The following is an 18,235-nucleotide window of genomic DNA, read 5'->3' on the forward strand; positions in this document are numbered from 1 at the left end:
ACACAAATTAATCTTAAAACTCAACAATGGCACTTCAATCTAATATTCAATTATTTATTGGTGGAGTTTCTATAAAAGCATTTAAGGAACTATCACTACAGCAAGAAATTGATGATCACCATACTTTGGAAATATTATGTCGGAGAGATGTACTAGAAAAAGTTTCAGATCTAAGCCAAGACGAAAGTAATGACTTCCTAGGACAGACTATTATTCTATCTGTTTCGTCTATAGATACTATTGATGTTTATAAAGAATTGAAATTTAATGGAGTGGTTACTGAGATCAAAGTGACTAATGGTTTTCATCAATCAATGGGAGATTCTATCTTGATTAAAGCTAAAAGTAATTCAATACTAACCGATGATGGACCACACTATGCATCATTTAATGATGAAAACTTAGAATCAATTCTCACGAATGTTTTTCAAAAATACGACCGTTCAAAACTAAATACTACGATAACTACTAGAACCAAGAATAATTTACATTATTGTGTGCAACACGAGGAAAGTAGTTTTGAATTTGCCAGTAGATTATCAGCTCAATATGGTGAGTGGTTTTATTACGATGGTGAAAATTTAGTATTTGGAAAACCATCTGAATCAGAAGAAGTTATGCTTACGTATGGAATGGATTTACAGGAGTTTTCTAGAAGCCTCAATCCGAGATCTAATAGTTATTCCTTTTTTACAAATGATTATCTAAATGGTGAGAAACATGAAGTTACGACTTCAGATATTACTAGTTCAATAAATGGACATAATGGATACGCTTCAAATAAAAGTAAAGAAATGTTTCCTCATAAAACAAACATTTTCTTAAACACTTATAATGACTCGCAAACAAAACAAAGACTCGGTAACCTAGTAAAAGAGCAGAAAAAAGCAGAGGAAATTAAACAAGTAATTATTAGTGGTAAAAGTGATAATCCGGGAGTGAGTCTAGGAAGAACTGTAAGAATAAAGGAAGATGCTAATAGTCAGGGTGTTTATAGAATTATTAAGGTAATCCATAAAGCCAATGAAAATGGAAAATATATCAATCACTTTGAAGGAATTGCAATAGATCAAGATGTGTATCCTAACACAAATATTTTTAAAACTCCTAAAAGTGAAACACAGGTAGCAACTGTTACCGCTAATGATGATCCCGATGGAATTGGGAGAATCAAAGTTCAATTGGAGTGGCAAAAGCCATTAGGAGTATATACACCTTGGCTTCGAGTAATGACGCCACATTCTGGAGGAGATAAAGGTTTCCATTTTATTCCAGAAGTAGGAGAGGAAGTACTAATAGGTTTTGAAGGAGGAAATGCAGAAAGACCTTTTGTTATGGGAGCACTTTATAATGGTTCTGCAAATCCAGCTAGTTGGAAAACGGATAAAAATAATGTAAAAGCTATTAGAACACGAAGCGGTCATACCATTGAATTAAATGATACTGATAAAGCAGAATTTATTACTATAACAGATAAGAATGAGAATATCATCCATATCGATACAGCCAATAATAATATTACAATTACGGCATTGGAGAAAATGACATTGAATGCAAAGAATTTTGAATTGAACGTTCAGGAAGATGCTAATTTTAACATAGGTAGAGATACTACGATTTATACCGAAAAGAATTTTAATACCTCTTCTTCTGACCATACAAATACTGTAGAGAATAAAATGAAGACTACTATTGGAGGAGATTTAATACAAAATAGTGGTAATGCCGAAATCCAAAGTAAGAGAAATATGAAGATTGCCTGCGGTGCCACTGCTTCTTTTCAAGGAGGCGGAAATGTAAAAATCAGTAAAGGATAACTTATTTTTTTAACACACAAGTCAATGATCCCAAGTAAATATACATTTAGAACACAAGAGATACAATTACATATCCCTAAAGAAGGGACACAAAGGTATTCGATAGAAAGTTCAAATTTTATTAATTATTCCAGTGCGATACGTTGTACACATAAGAAAGAAGTTTCTTTTTCTATTCAATACGATGAAGATCAGCCTTATATACGATTTGCGAATATTAATATAGAAAATGAAAAATTTGAATTTTCTGATGGGTCATTAGCGATGCAAGATATTATAAAAAGAACAGCTTCTGTTTATGATAAACTTTGTCTGAAACTTTCCTATACGGGCAATGTTGTAGCCATTGATAACATATGCGAACTACAGGATATCTGGAATAAAGTAAAAGTATATTTAAAAAGTAAATATAAAGGAAATCAAATACAGCGTTTTATTCTAAAAACTGATGCGATATTAGATTCTGAAGAAGAAATCATTAAAGATATTTTATTATATCACAACTTTGGTGGATTGGTAAAGTCAATATATCAGAAATATAGTTCAGATTCGTGCAGTAAAACATCACAATATTTAGCTACAAAATACGGTAAGATTATAGCAAAGGAAGAAGTTTTATTACAATCAGCTAAAGAAACAGAAGATATTCAATTACAGTTACAAGCACATTATCCAGAAAGTAAGGAGTATGTGTCTGTTAATGGAACTTATAATTTTAAAGGTATAGAAGCATCTTGGTTACAACGAGCTTTAATCTCTTACATAGAAAAATATGGAAGACAAGAATATCACAATATGCTAAGTATAAATCAATTGTAAAATCATGGCTGGACAATTTGTGAAAAATGGAGCTACTTTAAGTTGTCCGCTATGCTCTAGCAGCGGAACATTGGTAGTATCACACACCCAAGTGCAATTACAAGATACACCTTGTGCTACTAATGGAGATAGAAGTAAATCTAATCTTGTTTTTGGTGGAGTTTGCAAAAAATGGAGAAAAAGCCCACCACCATGCGCTAGTGTAATAGCACCTACTCAATGGAACGAAGTAGCCACCGATGTAGAAATCGATGGCGAGTTTATGTTGTTAGAAGATTCTACGATTACTTGTAGTACGGGAGGTGTAGATATTGCTATTGATGATACTGTCCAGATAGATGTTCCTACAGATTTACCAGATACAGAAAATGCGGTATTAAAAAAGTTTTTAGTTAATATAAGAAGGTCAGACGATTACAAAGGAGAATACGGATTTGATTGGTTACGTGATGAATATATATATCCAATTAATGCGCCTTTTCCTGTATGCCTTGATGTGGAGGCTCTAAAATTAGAATATAGGACAAAAGATATAGTAAACCCTATTACACCATACGGTGAAGATTATTACCCTGCTTGGCTTTCTATTTTTCCTAGTACAACTGATGAAGAATTTGCGCAGGGTTCCAGAATGCATAAAGATGGTGTAAATTTAGATTTAGAAATAGAAGAATTAGAACCATTGATCAATGATGCTACGGAAATTATTTTTGAATCTAATAATGAATATTTAACGATTACTCCTAATAGAATGGATTTAGCAGGACTTATAGGAGGTAAGGAGACGAAAAATTTAGGTAGTACTATACGAGAATACCATGTAGCTGCTAAAGCGATAAACATAAAATGCGAAGGAGGAGCTTTGTCTAATCACGAGGAGATCAAAATATTTGCTCAATTAGAAGGAGAAAAAGAAGAAGTAGGCAAATTAATGGTATATAAAAATGATGTTATCCCTAAAGCTGAAGTAGTAGTAGTTAATGTAATTACAGGAAGTCCAGCTGCATTAAGCGGAGATTACCAATATGCATTTAAATATCAGTCTTTTAATCAAGCATTGATAAGAGCAGAGGTTAAAGTAGATATTCGTTTTGATATCAATAGTTTACCATCAAACGATTTCGATGTAGTTCAATTTAAACTTAATTATATTAACTCTTCAGGTAATATTGGTGTACATGCAGGAGAAGCCTTTTTAAGAGATTTGCAAATGTTATATGAAAAGTATGGATCACATTCTCCAAGAAATAATGCTGCCATTGATTCAAATTTAAATAATCGAACGTATTTATTTTATACTTCTATTATCGCACAAACTAATTATGCCGATGGCACTTACCAGAGAACGGAAGGTATAGCTTCTGCTGATTTAAGTAATTTCTCAAATTGTTCATGTGTGGTTTGGGGTAATGCTTATACTATGTTCGGAACGGCACTCATTGATAATTATGTAGTAGTTCATGAAGCTGGTCACTCTCTTTCTTTACCCCACTCTTTTGATGAAGGTTTTCCAAAACCTCATGTGTTTCATATAGGTTTTACAGATAATTATATGGATTATATTCAACAAGCAGACGGAACTGCCAATCCATTTACAGGAAAGATGACTTCTTTTTTTAAATGGCAATGGGATATTATGAGGGCGGACAGAAGTTTAATTTTTAACTATTAAAGATGAATAACATGATTCATAGAACTATAATTTTAATAACATTGTTATTCCTCAATTCATGCTCAAGTCAGAAAAGTAAGAAAGCTGATAGTCAGAGTGTTCAAGATGAAAATGAACTTGAAATTATTTGTTTCCATAAAACATTGAAAGGAGAAAAAGAAATATATAAAATCTCTGAAGATATACTTTATTCATTTGGAAAAGAAGAAAAAATAAAATCAAAACAATACAATAATGTTCGAAATATACCTGAACAAATACTAGAAAAAAATCAAAAATTAGGTTGTGGTACTTGTGTTGATGGAATGGATTATAAATTCGTTTTTAAGAATAGAAATGCAGAAGTTATATGGGAAATTCAGGCGGGATATGATATTCCCGAGCAGTATGAGCAGTATTTCAATTTGTTAATTAGTATTTCTGATACACAAGTAGGATCTAATAGGGATTGATGTGAATTTATAATATCAATACATAAACTTAAAATAAATACAATTAGATTTTGACAATACGATAATCACCAGTTCCTAAATAACCAAGATATATATTAAAAAAAATATTATATGAGTGGACATAATCAGGAAGTAACTAATGTTGCAAGACAATTAATGGAGGCTCGTTCTAAAAGAATTGAGGAAGTTAATAGAAATTGGGCGGATAATGCAAATCAAACAACTTTTGCTACCAATGAAGCAGAGGAAGGGCTACTTGATTCATATTTTGCAGAACAAATAAAAAGACAATTCGGAATACCAGATGGAACTTATACATATTCATTCGGAGGAGCTAATAATACCGATACTATAGCTCGTAAAAAAAGTACAGCTCAGATAATTTTTGATAGAGTTTCTCCAGAATTATCTGAGAGTAAGCAACACACGGCTATTGAATTGATTGTTGCTGCATTGGTAAACGATAGTTATGATGGAGCTAATGGAGATACTGTGACGTTTGAGATTTTTAAAACAGAAGAAAGGATTTCTTATCAAAAAATAAATAATGGTGTTCTAGGCGGAGAAGCTTATATCGTAGTAAAGGGTTTTGCATTAAAAGATAAAGAAGCAGTCATAGAAATTTTCGAGAAGAGTCCATTCTTACTTATGGAAAGCGAAACAGCTCTTACAGTTATCCAATATGATTCTTTAGATGCAGAAGAACCGAATGAAAAAGTAAATAAAACACAGTTAAAAGCTAAGTTTAATGATAATGGAGAAGCAGTGACTAAAATCAAGTTTCGTCCAAAAGTAGAAGATCCTGATACAGTCTATCAAAATTGGCAAGAAAAATTCAAACCTACCGTTGAAAGAACTGAAAACGAATCTGGTTTAGTTGAAACTAGCATTCGTCCTGTGCCAAGGCCTGATGATCTTAATACTGCGGTAACACCAACCAATTACCAGCCAATTCAAATTGTGGATTTACTATATTTAAAGGTTAATGTGCAAGGACAAAAAATGTATGATGAGGAGTTTTTAAATGAGAATTCTAATTCGTATTTTAAACTAACAAAGAATACCTCTTGGGCACATAGTGCGTTTGGTAATTTAATTGCACAATTTGAATCAGGAGATGATTATAACATATGTAATAGAACTTTCCCACCACCGTTAAGAGTTGTGCGCAGTTTAAATGTAGTTGAAACCCCTATCAGTGAAATTCAAAGACAACAGAGCAGGGAATTCCGTACAATATTTGCCGTTGGACGATATCAAGTAATTCCAATAACAATGAATGAAGCTGTAGCTGCCTTAAATCTTGATGTAAGTGGAAATTTTGATGAAGAAACACAAGATAGAGTATTTGATGAATACTTAATAGATATTAAAAGACCTCCAATTATTGCTTATCTTGAAGGAGATGGTGATCTTGGAGATGCAATGTGGGAAGCTGCGAGAGAATGGGCAAGTATTGGTGTGGAGAGAGGAAGACCAATTAGTAGAGGAAGAATTGCAACTGGAGGAGAATCGTATTATGCGGGAGATGGTTTTAATCGTGCGCACATAACTCCAGAAGAAATTAGAGAAGCACTAATAAATTCAAAAAATGGGCAATAGTATTTTTCCAACTCAGTATAAATTAATGTTCATAACCGTTTTATGGTTTACTATAGTAGGTTGTAGTAATATAGTTATACAGGAGAATCCGAACTCTCAAATAAGTGAAATAAGACAAACTAACAAAAAGAAAACCAATTCTTTTACCCATAGTTGTGGCTCTGGGTGTGCTATGACTTATGAAGAAATTGAAGTGATTACAAAAGGAACATTTCATAAAGCGAAATTTAAAGTTACTACGTATATAAATGAAAAAATAGTAGAAGAGGATACATTAAATTATAATATTAATTGCAAAAGTGATTTGGCCATATCAATAATATATGAAAACGATAAGGAAAATATTCTTAACAGCTCTAATGTCTTGGAACAAGTGAAATATGTTTTTAAGAGATATGCAGATCAAATTTGTTCGAATACAAAGTAAACTTAAAAGTTTTGATCTAGCATAGAATAATATTATCACAATACTAATTACTATTCAAGGTCTGTACATTTAGATTCAGAAATTTTAATAAATGAAAGCGATGCCTATCAATCAAGGACTGAATTGCTTTGACCAGCAATTTCTTGAACTTTAAAAAAATCTAATAATTCTTTAGTCTACTAACCCTAACCTGATCGCATGTTTTGCTAAACCTACTACATTTTTTACATTGAGTTTAGAAATCAAACTAGTCCGATATCCTTCTATGGTGTATTTGCTTAAAAAAAGCTTGTCTGCGATCTCCTGCGTAGTATATTCTTTCGCGATTAATTGTAATATTTCTTTTTCTCGTTTACTTAAGTTTACTTCATTATTTTGCTTCCGCTCAAAAATACTTTTTGTGTATACTTCTTTGATACTATCAGAAAAATAATTAGAACCATTTAGGATTGTTTCGATGGCTTCTAAAAGCTCTTCTTTTTTAGCATTTTTTGGGATGTACCCGTTTACATTAGCTTGTGTTAACTCATATATCTTTTGTGGATCTGATAACATGCTGACTATAAGTGTTTTTATGGTTGGGTGATGCTCTTTAATATGTTGGTTAAGAGCAACTCCATCCATTTTGGGCATATTAATATCTAATATTGCCAGATCAATTTGATCAGATATATTAATGTCCAAGTATTTTTTAAGTTCCATACCATTGCTCGCTGTGTAAACAATTTCATAATCGGATTCGTGCGATATGATACTTAGGAGACCATCTAAAAACATTTTATGATCATCGGCAACAACTAACTTATATTTGTTTTTTTTTGTCATTTAGTATTGTAGGTATTTCAATCCGTATAGCTGTTCCTCTGTTAATTGCAGAATCAATATCAATTTTTGCTTTTAATAACGTTAGACGTTTTTTAATATTTTGTAATCCAATACCATTCGTTTCTTTTTTCGCATCAAAGCCAATACCATCATCTTCAAAAATAATTTCTATTGAATCACTATAAGCGTTAAGACAAACCTCGATTACTTTTGCTTTGGCGTGCTTTAAGGCATTTGTCATTAATTCCTGAATAATTTTAAAAATTTCTACTTTCTGGTTATCATCAATGATATTAATTTTTTCTACAGGATGAGGTATGAATGTGATTTCGGGATCTGTAACTTTTTCTATAGTATTAATATAATCAGTTATGTAGTTTGTAAAAGCTGTTTGATTAATCTTTTTTGGAATAAGGTTGTGAGATATCTCACGTACTTGTTCATAGGTGTCATCAAGCTGATTGATGATAGTATCCTGAATACCCTTGTCTTTCTGTATATCTATCATTTGCAACTTTATCGCAGCTAGATTCCCACCAATGCTATCGTGTAATTCTCTAGCAATTCTATTTCGCTCTTCGTTTTGAGCAATTACATAAGTGTTAGCTAGTTTTAGTTCTTGCTCTTTTAAAAAAGATGTGATTTTCTGTTTATTAATTTCTTCTTTTTGAGCATTGTATTTGTTTTTTACTTGTAATTTCTGGTAGTAAACTAATAACAAACCAATAATTGGTATAAGTACAATGATAAAACCAATAATGTAAAACCGTTTTAATAAACGCTGGCGTTTAATTTCAGCTTCTTTTAATAACTGATCTTCTTTTAGGACTAGAATTTCTTTCTCTTTCGTTGCCGTTTCATATTTTACTTCTAATTCGGTAATTTCTTTTCGTTGTTTTCTATTATTTAAAGAATCTCTAAGTATGTGGAACTGAACAAGGGCATCATTTGCAGATTCATGATTATCAGCATCTTTATAAACTGTTACCAGGTTTTCATAAATATTGGTCTGTATTTCTAGATTAGAAATATCCTTGGCTTTTATCATGGCATTAGTAAGCATTTGTACAGCTTCAGAATGATCACCAAGAATCCCTATTATTACTGCTTTATGTATAATTGCATTTAAGCTTTTATCTACAAAACCGTGAGCATCTGCAATCTGTTTACTTTTTTCATAATATTCAATTGCCTGATTGTATTTTTTATTCTCATAAAGAACCGATCCTAGGTTAAGAGCTATTGTAGCGGAAACCTTTGGATCTTTATCGGGAGGCATCATTTCAAATGCTCTTAAAAAATATTTTTCGGCATTTTTAAAATCTTTTTTAAAAAAATATATAGTACCGATATTCACGTAGTTACCATAGACCGCTTGGTCACTTACTGCACTATCGATACTTTCTTGTAAAAATCGTATAGCTTTATCAAATTCCTTTTTATTCGCATATAAAAGTCCTAGATCAGATTTTACTTTAGAAATCATATCTTGATAGCTTATTTCTTCAGAAATTTTAAGACTTTTATACAAAAGCTCTATGGCATTGTCAATTTGCCCTTTTCTGCGGTGACTCGAACCCAACAAGCGATATGCTTTAGCCTTATATTTTTTATCCCTAAGATGGATTAAGGAGGCTCTGGTATAGTACATTGATGAATCTACAACACCAATAGAATTGAAATAGCTTCCTAAATAAAGTTTAGCCTTTGCTTTTATGGAATCTAGGTGTTTTTTATTCTTAGAAATTTGAGACAAAACCATATAAGAGTAGGCAGGATTTGTGTCTAACGAATCAATTGCGCTATCTAGTTTTATGGTAACTGATTTTTGCCCAAAACAAAGAAAAGAACCGCAAAACGATATAAGTATGAATATTTTTCTAATATATACTATATTCATTAAGCTTGTGTAAAATAATAAATTGGTCTATGTACGAAGGTAAAGATTCCGAAGTAAAGAGTTATTAAAGTTATGAGTATTTAATAAAACTTAACAGAATTAATCAAAATTTAGTATTTTTCTTTCTTTCTTAAGAGCCTGTATTATAGATAAATAAATCAAATATTTGTTTTTGGAATTATTATTTTGTGTTTTTTTATTGACGTTTTTATTGACGTTTTTTGGCAAAAAAATAACAGTAAAAAAAAGTAAAAGACTAGTTGTTTTTCTTCTTAAAATCAGCTTTGCATCGTATCTTTATAGAGTAATTAGAATAACTCTCTTTCTCTAAATTTTTTCTATGGAAAACCTTGATGCGGCAAGACTCCAGATGGCATTCACTTTAATATTTCATATTGTTTTTGCTTGTATTGGTATGGTGATGCCTTTTTTTATGGTAGTATCACATTATAAGTGGCTTAAAACTAAAGATCAACTCTATTTAACCTTAACTAAAGCCTGGCAAAAAGGGGTTGCAATTTTCTTTGTAACTGGTGCTGTTTCTGGTACTGCTTTATCTTTTGAATTGGGATTATTATGGCCTGAATTCATGAAACACGCAGGCCCTATTATCGGAATGCCTTTTTCATTAGAGGGAGCAGCATTTTTTGTAGAAGCAATAGCATTAGGGTTTTATCTATATGGATGGAATAAATTACCGGAAAAATTTCATTGGTTTACAGGAGTCATTATCGGATTATCCGGAGTAGCTTCAGGGATTTTGGTGGTAGCGGCTAATGGATGGATGAATTCTCCTAGTGGATTCGATTACATTGATGGGCAGTTTCTCAATATTGATCCAGTGCAAGCTATGTTAAATCCAGCATGGTTTACACAAGCACTACATATGACCTTAGCAGCTTTTACTGCTACTGGATTTGCCGTTGCAGGAATTCATGCGTATCAAGTGTATAAAGGTAGAAGAGTAGCACTGCATACAAAAGCATTTAAAATAGCAATAACCTTTGGAGCGATAGCAGCAATACTACAGCCTATTAGTGGAGATATATCAGCAAAAGATATCGCAGAGCGACAACCTGTTAAACTTGCTGCAATGGAAGCTCATTATAATACAGAGAAAGGGGCGCCTTTATATATTGGAGGTATAGTAAACCCTGAAACCCAGGAAGTGAAATATAAAATTGCCATTCCAGGGATGCTATCTTTTCTTGCGTTTGGAGACTTTAATGCTGAGGTCAAAGGATTAAATGATTTTCCTGAAGATGAACGACCAAATGTACCTATAGTACATTATGCCTTTCAAACAATGATCGGTATTGGAAGTTTATTGATGTTAGCAGGTTTGTTATATTTTATCTCTTTAAAAAAGAAAAAATGGTTAACAAAGAATAAGTATTGGTTGTTTTTTGTGTTGTTAGCACCTCTTGGATTCATAGCATTAGAGGCAGGTTGGATTGTTACAGAAGTAGGAAGGCAACCTTGGATTATTCATAAAATAATGAGGACTAAAGATGCAGTTACACCAATGCCAGGAATTGTCTTTAGTTTCTATACGTATATTGTAGTGTATCTAACCTTATCTGTAGCAGTTACCTGGTTAATGATACGTCAAATCAGAGTTCTTAATGCTAATAAATAATTAATTTATGCTATATGTTGTTTTATTCTTTTTGATATTCTCTCTGTACCTATATGTGGTTTTAGGAGGCGCAGACTATGGAGCTGGAATTGTAGAACTATTCTCATCAGAAGAGAATCAGAAAATCACTAAAAAAACAATTTATCGAGTAATGGGGCCTGTATGGGAAGCAAATCATATTTGGATTATTATTTTAATCGTGATTTTATGGATCGCTTTTCCAGCCTATTACAACATATTGGTGGTTAACTTACATATTCCGCTTACTATAGTATTATTGGGAGTTACACTTAGAGGAGTCGCTTTCGTTTTTAGACACTACGATGCAGTGATTGATAATTCCCAAAAATTGTATGATGCGATGTTTAAAATATCAAGCTTGATTACACCGATATTTTTAGGTATGGTTTTCGGAGGATTGATTAGTGGGGAAATTAAACTTACTGAAGATGTAAGTAGTTTAACATTTTATGAAGTTTTTGTACAACCTTGGTTTAATATTTTTAGCATATTGGTAGGATTGTTTTTTGCAGCATTATGTGCATTTTTATCTTCTGTTTTATTAATAGGTGAGTCTGAAGAAGGAAAAGAAAACATTTATATTAGAAAAGCTGCTATTGCAACTATTGTAGTTTTTGTAACTGGTTTGATCACCTTTATTTATGGGTATAGTAATGATTATATTTTTGTAGAAGATTTTATAAAAGATGCTTATGCTATTGTAGCGATGTTAATTTCCGGGTTATTATTAATCCCTCTTTGGTTAGCTATAAAAAAGGGAAGGAGAGTGTTGAGTAGATTTTTTGCAGGATTACAGGTGTTTTTAATTTTACTAGCAGCCTTAATATCTCATTTTCCCAATATTATTATTACAGAAACTCATAGCGTTAGTTTATTGGAGAATATAGCACCAGATAGTGTCATTAATGCTTTAGGAATATCCTTGATTATTGGAGGTGCTGTTATTCTTCCCGGATTATTTCATTTATTGAAATCTTTTAAGATGATCAAGATTTTGGATCGGAACAACAACCCTTCAACATAACAAAAGTATTTTTATATTTGTTTGTCAAATTCAGGATGTGGCTCTTCGTCTCCGCTCAGGAAAGACTGCCCACTTAACTTTTTTTATAAGAGTAATTTAAGTGAAAAATAACGTATTGAGCATAAAATAATATTTTCGGGATGTGGCGCAGTCCGGTTAGCGTACACGGCTGGGGGCCGTGTGGTCGCAGGTTCAAATCCTGTCATCCCGACAAGCAGAAAGCCTGAAAATCGTAAGATTTTCAGGTTTGTTTGTTTTTGAATGTTGGCAGCCACAAGCTGCCATAAATTATAAAAGCAAATAAGACATAGAAAGGTGAAACCTTTTTGGCTTTCTATTTCCAGCGGAAAGTGTAATTAGGATTCTTTAAATCCTGTCATCCCGGCCAAGAAAATCCAATTGTGAAAACAGTTGGATTTTCTATTCTACATAAAGTATATAAAACTTTATTTATAACTCATAAAAAAATTGATCCAAATATTTCTTGATATCCTAAGAATAATCGGAAGAGAAAAGAGCATAACTACAACAATTATACAATATGTAGCTATAAGACCGATACCTAATATAAGGTTAGATATAATGAATGCAGCACCGGCGAACATTATACCTACTGGATAACTTACATACATGGCTCCATAAAAAAAAGAAGGTTCAATCTTATATTTTGTTTGGCAAGAACTACATCGTTCCTTCATTTTTAATGTTTCTTTTAATCGGTATGGGTTTTTCTTAGAGTACATACTTTCATTCTGACAAACTGGGCAACTCCCCTCTAGAATACTGTTGATTTTTGTTCCTTTTAGAAATCTCATATGATTTTTTATTTGTAAATTAAAGACTTTGGTTTTTCAAGTAAACATTATGTATGTGTATGTATGAAATATGTAGTAACATTGTTTTAAATACAAAATTAGTTATACTTAGGTTTAGAATGTTCAGAAAATTATCGCCTTTTTTTGTACTTTTAGGACATATTTTATTTATTCTTGAAAACAATACCAATATTAAATATAACTCAGTTTGAAAGAGAGGAATCGCTTGTAGATTTTTATAGTAATGATTTGAAAAATCATTTAATAAAAAATGAACATATCTTTGATAAACCACATAAACATGATTTTTTTCTATGTGTTTTTTTTTCAAAAGGTTCAGGGATACACGAGGTTGATTTTAACTCTTATGATGTAGCACCAGGAAGCGTGTTTTTTCTAATGCCTGGTCAGACCCATTATTGGAAGTTTGAGGAACAACCAGAAGGTTATATATTTTTTCATTCCCAAGATTTTTACGAATTTCATTTTTCAAATAAAAAACTTCAGCAATTTCCATTTTATTATTCATATAAGAACCCTCCATATATAAATTTGACAATAGATAGGGTTTCTGTATTAGAATCTTATTTTAAAGAGATAAATTCAGAATTTCGTAAAAGTTTACCTTTTAATAAACAAAAGATTATCAGTTTAGTTGACCTTATTTATATTGATTTATCTCGTTTATATGTTGAAGAAGAAACTATACAATTGTCTTCAACTCCGGTTTATTTAAAAACGCTATCCTCCATAGAAGCAACAATACAACAGTTTTATAAAACTGAAAAATCAGCAAAATTTTATGCAGATAAACTCAGTATTACCCCGAAGCATTTAAATAGAATCACTAAAACGACGTTGAATAAAACTACTACTGATCTGATAACTGAACGTGTGATATTGGAGGCAAAACGTCTAATTGTACATTCGGATAATCCTTTATCTATAATTGGACAAAGTTTAGGTTATGAGGATTACGCTTATTTCTCTAGAGTATTTAAGTTGAAAACAAATAAAACGCCTTTGGAATTTAGAAAAGAATACGAGTAATACTCTTAGAATAAATAATATAATAAAACCCGAATACTTAATGTACTCGGGTTTTATTATATTATTTCGGAGATGATGTACTACTATCCGTGATAATAACGCTCTCTAAAAATTTTTCCATCTTTCCATTCTGTAGCTACCGTTTGTTCAGAAAGCATTGTACTTCCATCTTTAAGTTTTAATTCCATTACTGCATCATAAAAAGAATGATTCCCGTTAACGGCATAATTTTTTACTTCATATCTAATAAATTCTGCAAGTTGATTGTCAATAAAATCCTGCTCAAATTTCAGATTAAATGCTTTCCCTTTTTTAGGTTCGTCATTACTTTCTCTAAGTTCTACATCTTCGTGTAAATAAGTGTCCATAGCTTCAATAAAAGCTCCTTTAGATAATAATTCGTGAACGTGTTTCAAGTTGTTTTCGATTGTAGTTTCCATATGTGTTTTGTTTTAGATTAATTATATGTGCAAATTTAGATCAGAAGTAAGGGCTGTGAAATGTAAATTATTCCTTAAGACTGATAGATTTTTCTTATTTGATAAAATTTATTTGTTTATTTGGGTATGAGATTAGACTATTCAAGTATAAAAGATGAGAGTTCATTTATTCTTACTGATTTTAATTGTTCCCCAGCATTAGATTTACTAAGAAATAAAGGACTTTACAAGATCATATGGAGTAAAGATCATGGAGTAAGTTTTCGTGTAGATGGATCTCTTATAGAGTTAGAAAAAGATCAAATTATTTTTTGTACTCCTATTAATGTACTGGAGATTGAAAAAAATACAGATGGTATTATTTCATTAGTCTTTAATAGAGAGTTTTATTGTATTCGAGATCATGATCAGGAGGTTTCTTGTAATGGGTTTTTGTTTTTTGGATCTTCTGTTCCGCAGATATTAACACTCAATGAAAAAGAAAAAATAAGCTTCTCGGCGATGTTTGATTCTTTTAGAGAAGAATTTGAAAACAAGGATCAAATACAAGGAGAAATGCTTCAGACACTTCTAAAAAGATTTCTTATTAAATCGAGAAGACTTATAAAAGAAGATTTGCCAGAACCTGGTTTACCCAATAATCAATTAGATATCATAAGAAGATTTAATGTGTTAATTGAACAGCATTTTCGTGAGAAACATCAGGTAGCGGATTATGCCGAACTATTGTTTAAATCACCAAAGACATTATCAAATCTTTTTCATAAGTATAGTGATAAGTCTCCTTTGGCTACAATAAATGAACGTATTATATTAGAAGCAAAACGATTATTATTATATTCTGATAAGACCTCAGAAGAAATAGCCTATGAGCTAGGATATAAAGAAGCAGGACATTTTTCTAAGTTTTTTAAGAAGCATACAGGTCTGAACCCTACAGAATTTAAAAGTAAAAAACTTACGAATTCTTAGATAAGATATTCTGAGACAATATGAAAGATTGAATTTGTAATATAAAAAAAGACCAACTATTTATAGTCGGTCTTTTAAGTATAAAATATGTTCTATTAAATCCTTTTATGATTAGTTCTTCATATTGTCTTTTACCAAATTGTAAAATTTATCAAACTTCGGATCAATTATAATTCTTGTTACTGTTTCAATACCTTCTGTAGCATATTCACTTTTTCCTAAAGCTTCCATTCTTTTAGGATCTACCTTGTAATCCAATTGAAGTACTCTCACAACAGAAGCAGCCTGTCTAGAACTTAAATCCCAATTATCAATAAGCTTCTTTCCATCTAGTTTCAGAGCATTACTATTTCCTTCTACCAATATAGTAAGATTTGGATTGGCGTTCAATGCAGAAGCAATCTTTTCTAAAGTAGGTTTTGCTTTTTCATCTACCACATAATTTTTGTCGCTTTCTCCGAAAAGGGTAGTGTTTGGTAAAACTATATATATAGTATTGTTACTGATTTTTATATTATCGCCACCAATAGCATTTTTAAACTGACTGAATATAGCAAGATTGGTAGAGTCATTAGCAGTAATCGCATCATTAATAGCGTTAAGCTGTATATCTTTTGATTTTATAATCTCTTGAGATGTCTGTAGATTAGTAGCTTTTTTGTTAGAAAGTTCTGTAAAGCTGCTCATATTAGTTAATAGGGTAGCATTCGTTTCTTTCAGGTCAGCTACTTGAGTCTCCATTGTTTTTACTTTGGACTGACTTACTCTTTCATTTTTACGAGCTTCAGTTAGTTCTCCTTCTGTAGTCTTTAGCTCTTGTCTAAGTTTGTCAATTTCTGCTAGTAGGTCTTTCTTTTTTTGTGCGTGTACAAATGAACTGGTCAGTAGGAGTACAGAGGCAAATAAAATAATTTTTCTCATTGGTTTAAGCGATTTGTTGCAGCAGCAAAAATAATACAATTTTGCAAACTATATATAAAAACGAGGGCTTATGACTTTTCTAATAGTTTTTTAGCATTATCAATACTAGAATTGATTTGATCCTTTAATTTATTAACTTCAATTTCTTCTTCCTGAAGCATTTTCATTTTAGCAGTGAATTTTTCTATATCCTCTGCTGTATTTTCTTCTCCGTGAGGAAATTTAGTGCTAAAATCGTTCATCCAATCCATCATAAAATCATACGAATCTTTAAGGTTTTTTTGTGCTTTAGCATGAGACTTACCAACTTCAGTTGTATCAATCTTTGGTTCCAAATCCTTTATTAAAGAACTCATAGTTCCCATTTTAGGCATTACTTCATCATGTACATCGATTACTTTTTGCATTAATCCATCAAATTCTTGTTCTTCTTTGGATAGTTGATTACAGGAAACATGGAATAAAAGTCCTGTTATTATTAGGAAAAAATATAACTTATTAGTTTTCATGAGTATTGTTTTTTTTGATTTTCAAATGTATTAATTTTTTAGGTATGTTGTTGACTAAGAAGTTTTAGTGAGTTTGTACTTTTTTCTTCCGTATTCGATTCCTAAAATTAATAAAAGACTTATTCCGAATAAAGGGAATATTACTGAAAGTACAACAAGAATTGCAATAATACCATATCCAACTTTAAATGAAACGGGAACTTTGGGTACATCCCAACTTTTTCTTCGTTTTCTTAGTACATAAGATACAATCGCAGATGCACTCATTATTGTTAATATAATGGCAGTACTTAACATCAACCACCAATTCCATACTCCGAATTCCCCTTGATGAAAGGCCATAAACCACATTCTTCCTCGCATTAGAATTCCTACGTCCTTCCAGGTATGTTTTAGAATCGGTTCTCCAGAATATTGATCGAAGTGAATTTTTTGCTGTGATGATAGATCGGATGGATTGAAATTGGATACACTAAATACACCTTTAGGACCTTTTGGGAAACTCAGCGTTACCGTACCCGGAAGTTGCCTTGTTTTTGCTTTAGCTACAATTTGATCCAAAGTTAAAGGATTTCTAGAAGGGTTAGACTGTATTTGATTTGTTTGCCATGTAGTTGGATATCCGGTATTTGTCAATTTTTGAATTTGTTTAAAATTATTACCAAAAACATCTGTCCAAGGAAAACCTCCAGCTAAGATCATAAGTAATAAGATAGATATCCAAAAGCCCGAAATAGCGTGAATATCTCTATAAAAAGTTCTTTTATCTAGATGAGTTCGTGGAACGAAATATCCTTTTAATTTCCACCCTTTAGAAGGCCACCATACGTATAAACCTGTTACGATTAATACGATCATCCAACTTGCTATCAGTTCTATGATCTTGGTGCCAAATTTACCCATTAGCAGCTCTCCATGTAACTTTCTTATCGTATGCATGCCTGTTTTCTTACTAATAATTTCTCCAGAAACTTTGCCAGTATAGGGATTAATAAACAAACTACTTTTACTTCCAAATCTACCAGAAATAAATTCAGTAGCTTGATTAGGAGATGTAGGTATAATCAGAGAATTTGGTTTTTTAATAGCATTGGAATTCGCGGTTAACCATTGTTCTTGTAAGGAAATAGGAGTGCCAATTACGGTTACCTCCTTTATATGTTTTTGTCTAGGAGCTTCATAATCAGATTTAAATAAATAAATCATTCCTGTAATAGAAAGTATAAGAACAAAAGGAAGTGAGATTATTCCGGCTATAAAATGCCATTTCCACAGCCATTTATTAAGTTTTGATTTTTTTTTCATTATGTATTGTTTTATAAAAGCTTAT

At 31.6% G+C, this 18,235-nt stretch carries 17 protein-coding genes and 1 tRNA gene; 11 read left to right on the plus strand and 7 right to left on the minus strand.

The genetic code is table 11. The features are described from left to right. Nucleotides 1-26: 26 nt before the first annotated feature. The 6 genes from vgrG to Q0975_RS26345 all read left to right on the plus strand — a co-directional run bounded on the left by vgrG (nt 27) and on the right by Q0975_RS26345 (nt 6,789). A complete protein-coding gene (gene vgrG, locus Q0975_RS26320) occupies nt 27-1,817 on the plus strand; it encodes a type VI secretion system Vgr family protein (protein WP_299443243.1) in 1,791 nt (596 codons plus the stop codon). A 24-nt stretch (nt 1,818-1,841) separates the two neighbouring features. Then, on the plus strand, nt 1,842-2,636 hold the full coding sequence (locus Q0975_RS26325) for a hypothetical protein (RefSeq protein WP_299443246.1): 795 nt from the start codon (nt 1,842-1,844) through the stop codon (nt 2,634-2,636). Nucleotides 2,637-2,640: 4 nt separating this feature from the next. Next, a complete protein-coding gene (locus tag Q0975_RS26330) occupies nt 2,641-4,308 on the plus strand; it encodes a DUF4280 domain-containing protein (protein ID WP_299443249.1) in 1,668 nt (555 codons plus the stop codon). Nucleotides 4,309-4,319: 11 nt separating this feature from the next. Then, complete coding sequence (locus Q0975_RS26335) at nt 4,320-4,760, plus strand: hypothetical protein (protein WP_299443252.1); 441 nt, start codon at nt 4,320-4,322, stop codon at nt 4,758-4,760. A 111-nt stretch (nt 4,761-4,871) separates the two neighbouring features. After that, nucleotides 4,872-6,362: a hypothetical protein gene (locus Q0975_RS26340; RefSeq protein ID WP_299443255.1), complete on the plus strand. Its 1,491-nt coding sequence runs from the start codon at nt 4,872-4,874 to the stop codon at nt 6,360-6,362. After that, nucleotides 6,352-6,789, plus strand: a complete 438-nt coding sequence (locus Q0975_RS26345) for a hypothetical protein (RefSeq protein WP_299443258.1) — start codon at nt 6,352-6,354, stop codon at nt 6,787-6,789. Before Q0975_RS26340 ends, Q0975_RS26345 begins: the two co-directional genes overlap by 11 nt. Nucleotides 6,790-6,960: 171 nt before the next feature. On the opposite strand, the gene Q0975_RS26350 is transcribed toward Q0975_RS26345, so the two are convergent. Together Q0975_RS26350 and Q0975_RS26355 are read right to left on the minus strand one after the other, a co-directional pair. Continuing rightward, nucleotides 6,961-7,614 carry a response regulator transcription factor gene (locus Q0975_RS26350; protein ID WP_299443261.1) on the minus strand — a complete coding sequence of 218 codons (654 nt, stop codon included), beginning with the start codon at nt 7,612-7,614 and terminating at the stop codon, nt 6,961-6,963. Then, complete coding sequence (locus tag Q0975_RS26355) at nt 7,592-9,514, minus strand: tetratricopeptide repeat protein (RefSeq protein ID WP_299443264.1); 1,923 nt, start codon at nt 9,512-9,514, stop codon at nt 7,592-7,594. The genes Q0975_RS26350 and Q0975_RS26355 overlap by 23 nt, the downstream gene beginning before the upstream one ends. Nucleotides 9,515-9,854: 340 nt before the next feature. Here Q0975_RS26355 and Q0975_RS26360 point away from each other — a divergent pair, with 340 nt between their 5' ends. The 3 genes from Q0975_RS26360 to Q0975_RS26370 all read left to right on the plus strand — a co-directional run bounded on the left by Q0975_RS26360 (nt 9,855) and on the right by Q0975_RS26370 (nt 12,409). Next, entirely contained in the window at nt 9,855-11,153 is a 1,299-nt protein-coding gene (locus tag Q0975_RS26360) for a cytochrome ubiquinol oxidase subunit I (RefSeq protein ID WP_299443267.1), read from the plus strand. A gap of 7 nt (nt 11,154-11,160) precedes the next feature. Further along, a complete protein-coding gene (locus Q0975_RS26365) occupies nt 11,161-12,198 on the plus strand; it encodes a cytochrome d ubiquinol oxidase subunit II (protein WP_299443269.1) in 1,038 nt (345 codons plus the stop codon). Nucleotides 12,199-12,334: 136 nt separating this feature from the next. Continuing rightward, nucleotides 12,335-12,409: transfer RNA gene (locus Q0975_RS26370), tRNA-Pro, on the plus strand. Between the two features lie 235 nt (nt 12,410-12,644). On the opposite strand, the gene Q0975_RS26375 is transcribed toward Q0975_RS26370, so the two are convergent. Beyond that, nucleotides 12,645-13,013: a DUF983 domain-containing protein gene (locus Q0975_RS26375; protein WP_299443272.1), complete on the minus strand. Its 369-nt coding sequence runs from the start codon at nt 13,011-13,013 to the stop codon at nt 12,645-12,647. 174 nt (nt 13,014-13,187) lie between these two features. Here Q0975_RS26375 and Q0975_RS26380 point away from each other — a divergent pair, with 174 nt between their 5' ends. Further along, on the plus strand, nt 13,188-14,063 hold the full coding sequence (locus tag Q0975_RS26380; RefSeq protein ID WP_299443275.1) for an AraC family transcriptional regulator: 876 nt from the start codon (nt 13,188-13,190) through the stop codon (nt 14,061-14,063). Between the two features lie 83 nt (nt 14,064-14,146). Here the strand turns inward: Q0975_RS26380 and Q0975_RS26385 are convergent, their stop codons facing one another. Next, nucleotides 14,147-14,503 (minus strand): hypothetical protein, encoded by a 357-nt coding sequence (locus Q0975_RS26385; RefSeq protein ID WP_299443278.1) that lies wholly within the window; start codon nt 14,501-14,503, stop codon nt 14,147-14,149. 126 nt (nt 14,504-14,629) lie between these two features. On the opposite strand from Q0975_RS26385, the gene Q0975_RS26390 reads away from it, so the two are divergent. After that, the gene (locus tag Q0975_RS26390) at nt 14,630-15,475 is read left to right on the plus strand and encodes an AraC family transcriptional regulator (RefSeq protein WP_299443281.1); all 846 of its coding nucleotides are present in this window, start codon (nt 14,630-14,632) and stop codon (nt 15,473-15,475) included. A gap of 111 nt (nt 15,476-15,586) precedes the next feature. On the opposite strand, the gene Q0975_RS26395 is transcribed toward Q0975_RS26390, so the two are convergent. The 3 genes from Q0975_RS26395 to Q0975_RS26405 all read right to left on the minus strand — a co-directional run bounded on the left by Q0975_RS26395 (nt 15,587) and on the right by Q0975_RS26405 (nt 18,210). After that, on the minus strand, nt 15,587-16,396 hold the full coding sequence (locus tag Q0975_RS26395) for an OmpA family protein (RefSeq protein WP_299443284.1): 810 nt from the start codon (nt 16,394-16,396) through the stop codon (nt 15,587-15,589). Between the two features lie 68 nt (nt 16,397-16,464). Continuing rightward, entirely contained in the window at nt 16,465-16,905 is a 441-nt protein-coding gene (locus Q0975_RS26400) for a hypothetical protein (protein WP_299443287.1), read from the minus strand. A 54-nt stretch (nt 16,906-16,959) separates the two neighbouring features. Beyond that, the gene (locus tag Q0975_RS26405; protein WP_299443290.1) at nt 16,960-18,210 is read right to left on the minus strand and encodes a PepSY domain-containing protein; all 1,251 of its coding nucleotides are present in this window, start codon (nt 18,208-18,210) and stop codon (nt 16,960-16,962) included. Nucleotides 18,211-18,235: the final 25 nt, after the last annotated feature.

This window comes from uncultured Aquimarina sp. (assembly GCF_947500065.1).
Classification (GTDB): domain Bacteria; phylum Bacteroidota; class Bacteroidia; order Flavobacteriales; family Flavobacteriaceae; genus Aquimarina.

What these genes read in the sequence shown, in the direction of transcription:
- Q0975_RS26330 (WP_299443249.1), top strand. Translation starts at nt 2,641, where the DNA reads ATGGCTGGACAATTTGTGAAAAATGGAGCTACTTTAAGTTGTCCGCTA.
- Q0975_RS26365 (WP_299443269.1), top strand. Translation starts at nt 11,161, where the DNA reads ATGCTATATGTTGTTTTATTCTTTTTGATATTCTCTCTGTACCTATAT.
- Q0975_RS26340 (WP_299443255.1), top strand. Translation starts at nt 4,872, where the DNA reads ATGAGTGGACATAATCAGGAAGTAACTAATGTTGCAAGACAATTAATG.
- Q0975_RS26400 (WP_299443287.1), bottom strand. Translation starts at nt 16,905, where the DNA reads ATGAAAACTAATAAGTTATATTTTTTCCTAATAATAACAGGACTTTTA.
- Q0975_RS26390 (WP_299443281.1), top strand. Translation starts at nt 14,630, where the DNA reads ATGAGATTAGACTATTCAAGTATAAAAGATGAGAGTTCATTTATTCTT.
- Q0975_RS26395 (WP_299443284.1), bottom strand. Translation starts at nt 16,396, where the DNA reads ATGAGAAAAATTATTTTATTTGCCTCTGTACTCCTACTGACCAGTTCA.
- Q0975_RS26325 (WP_299443246.1), top strand. Translation starts at nt 1,842, where the DNA reads ATGATCCCAAGTAAATATACATTTAGAACACAAGAGATACAATTACAT.
- Q0975_RS26360 (WP_299443267.1), top strand. Translation starts at nt 9,855, where the DNA reads ATGGAAAACCTTGATGCGGCAAGACTCCAGATGGCATTCACTTTAATA.
- Q0975_RS26350 (WP_299443261.1), bottom strand. Translation starts at nt 7,614, where the DNA reads ATGACAAAAAAAAACAAATATAAGTTAGTTGTTGCCGATGATCATAAA.
- Q0975_RS26405 (WP_299443290.1), bottom strand. Translation starts at nt 18,210, where the DNA reads ATGAAAAAAAAATCAAAACTTAATAAATGGCTGTGGAAATGGCATTTT.
- Q0975_RS26345 (WP_299443258.1), top strand. Translation starts at nt 6,352, where the DNA reads ATGGGCAATAGTATTTTTCCAACTCAGTATAAATTAATGTTCATAACC.
- Q0975_RS26335 (WP_299443252.1), top strand. Translation starts at nt 4,320, where the DNA reads ATGATTCATAGAACTATAATTTTAATAACATTGTTATTCCTCAATTCA.
- vgrG (WP_299443243.1), top strand. Translation starts at nt 27, where the DNA reads ATGGCACTTCAATCTAATATTCAATTATTTATTGGTGGAGTTTCTATA.
- Q0975_RS26355 (WP_299443264.1), bottom strand. Translation starts at nt 9,514, where the DNA reads ATGAATATAGTATATATTAGAAAAATATTCATACTTATATCGTTTTGC.
- Q0975_RS26385 (WP_299443278.1), bottom strand. Translation starts at nt 14,503, where the DNA reads ATGGAAACTACAATCGAAAACAACTTGAAACACGTTCACGAATTATTA.
- Q0975_RS26375 (WP_299443272.1), bottom strand. Translation starts at nt 13,013, where the DNA reads ATGAGATTTCTAAAAGGAACAAAAATCAACAGTATTCTAGAGGGGAGT.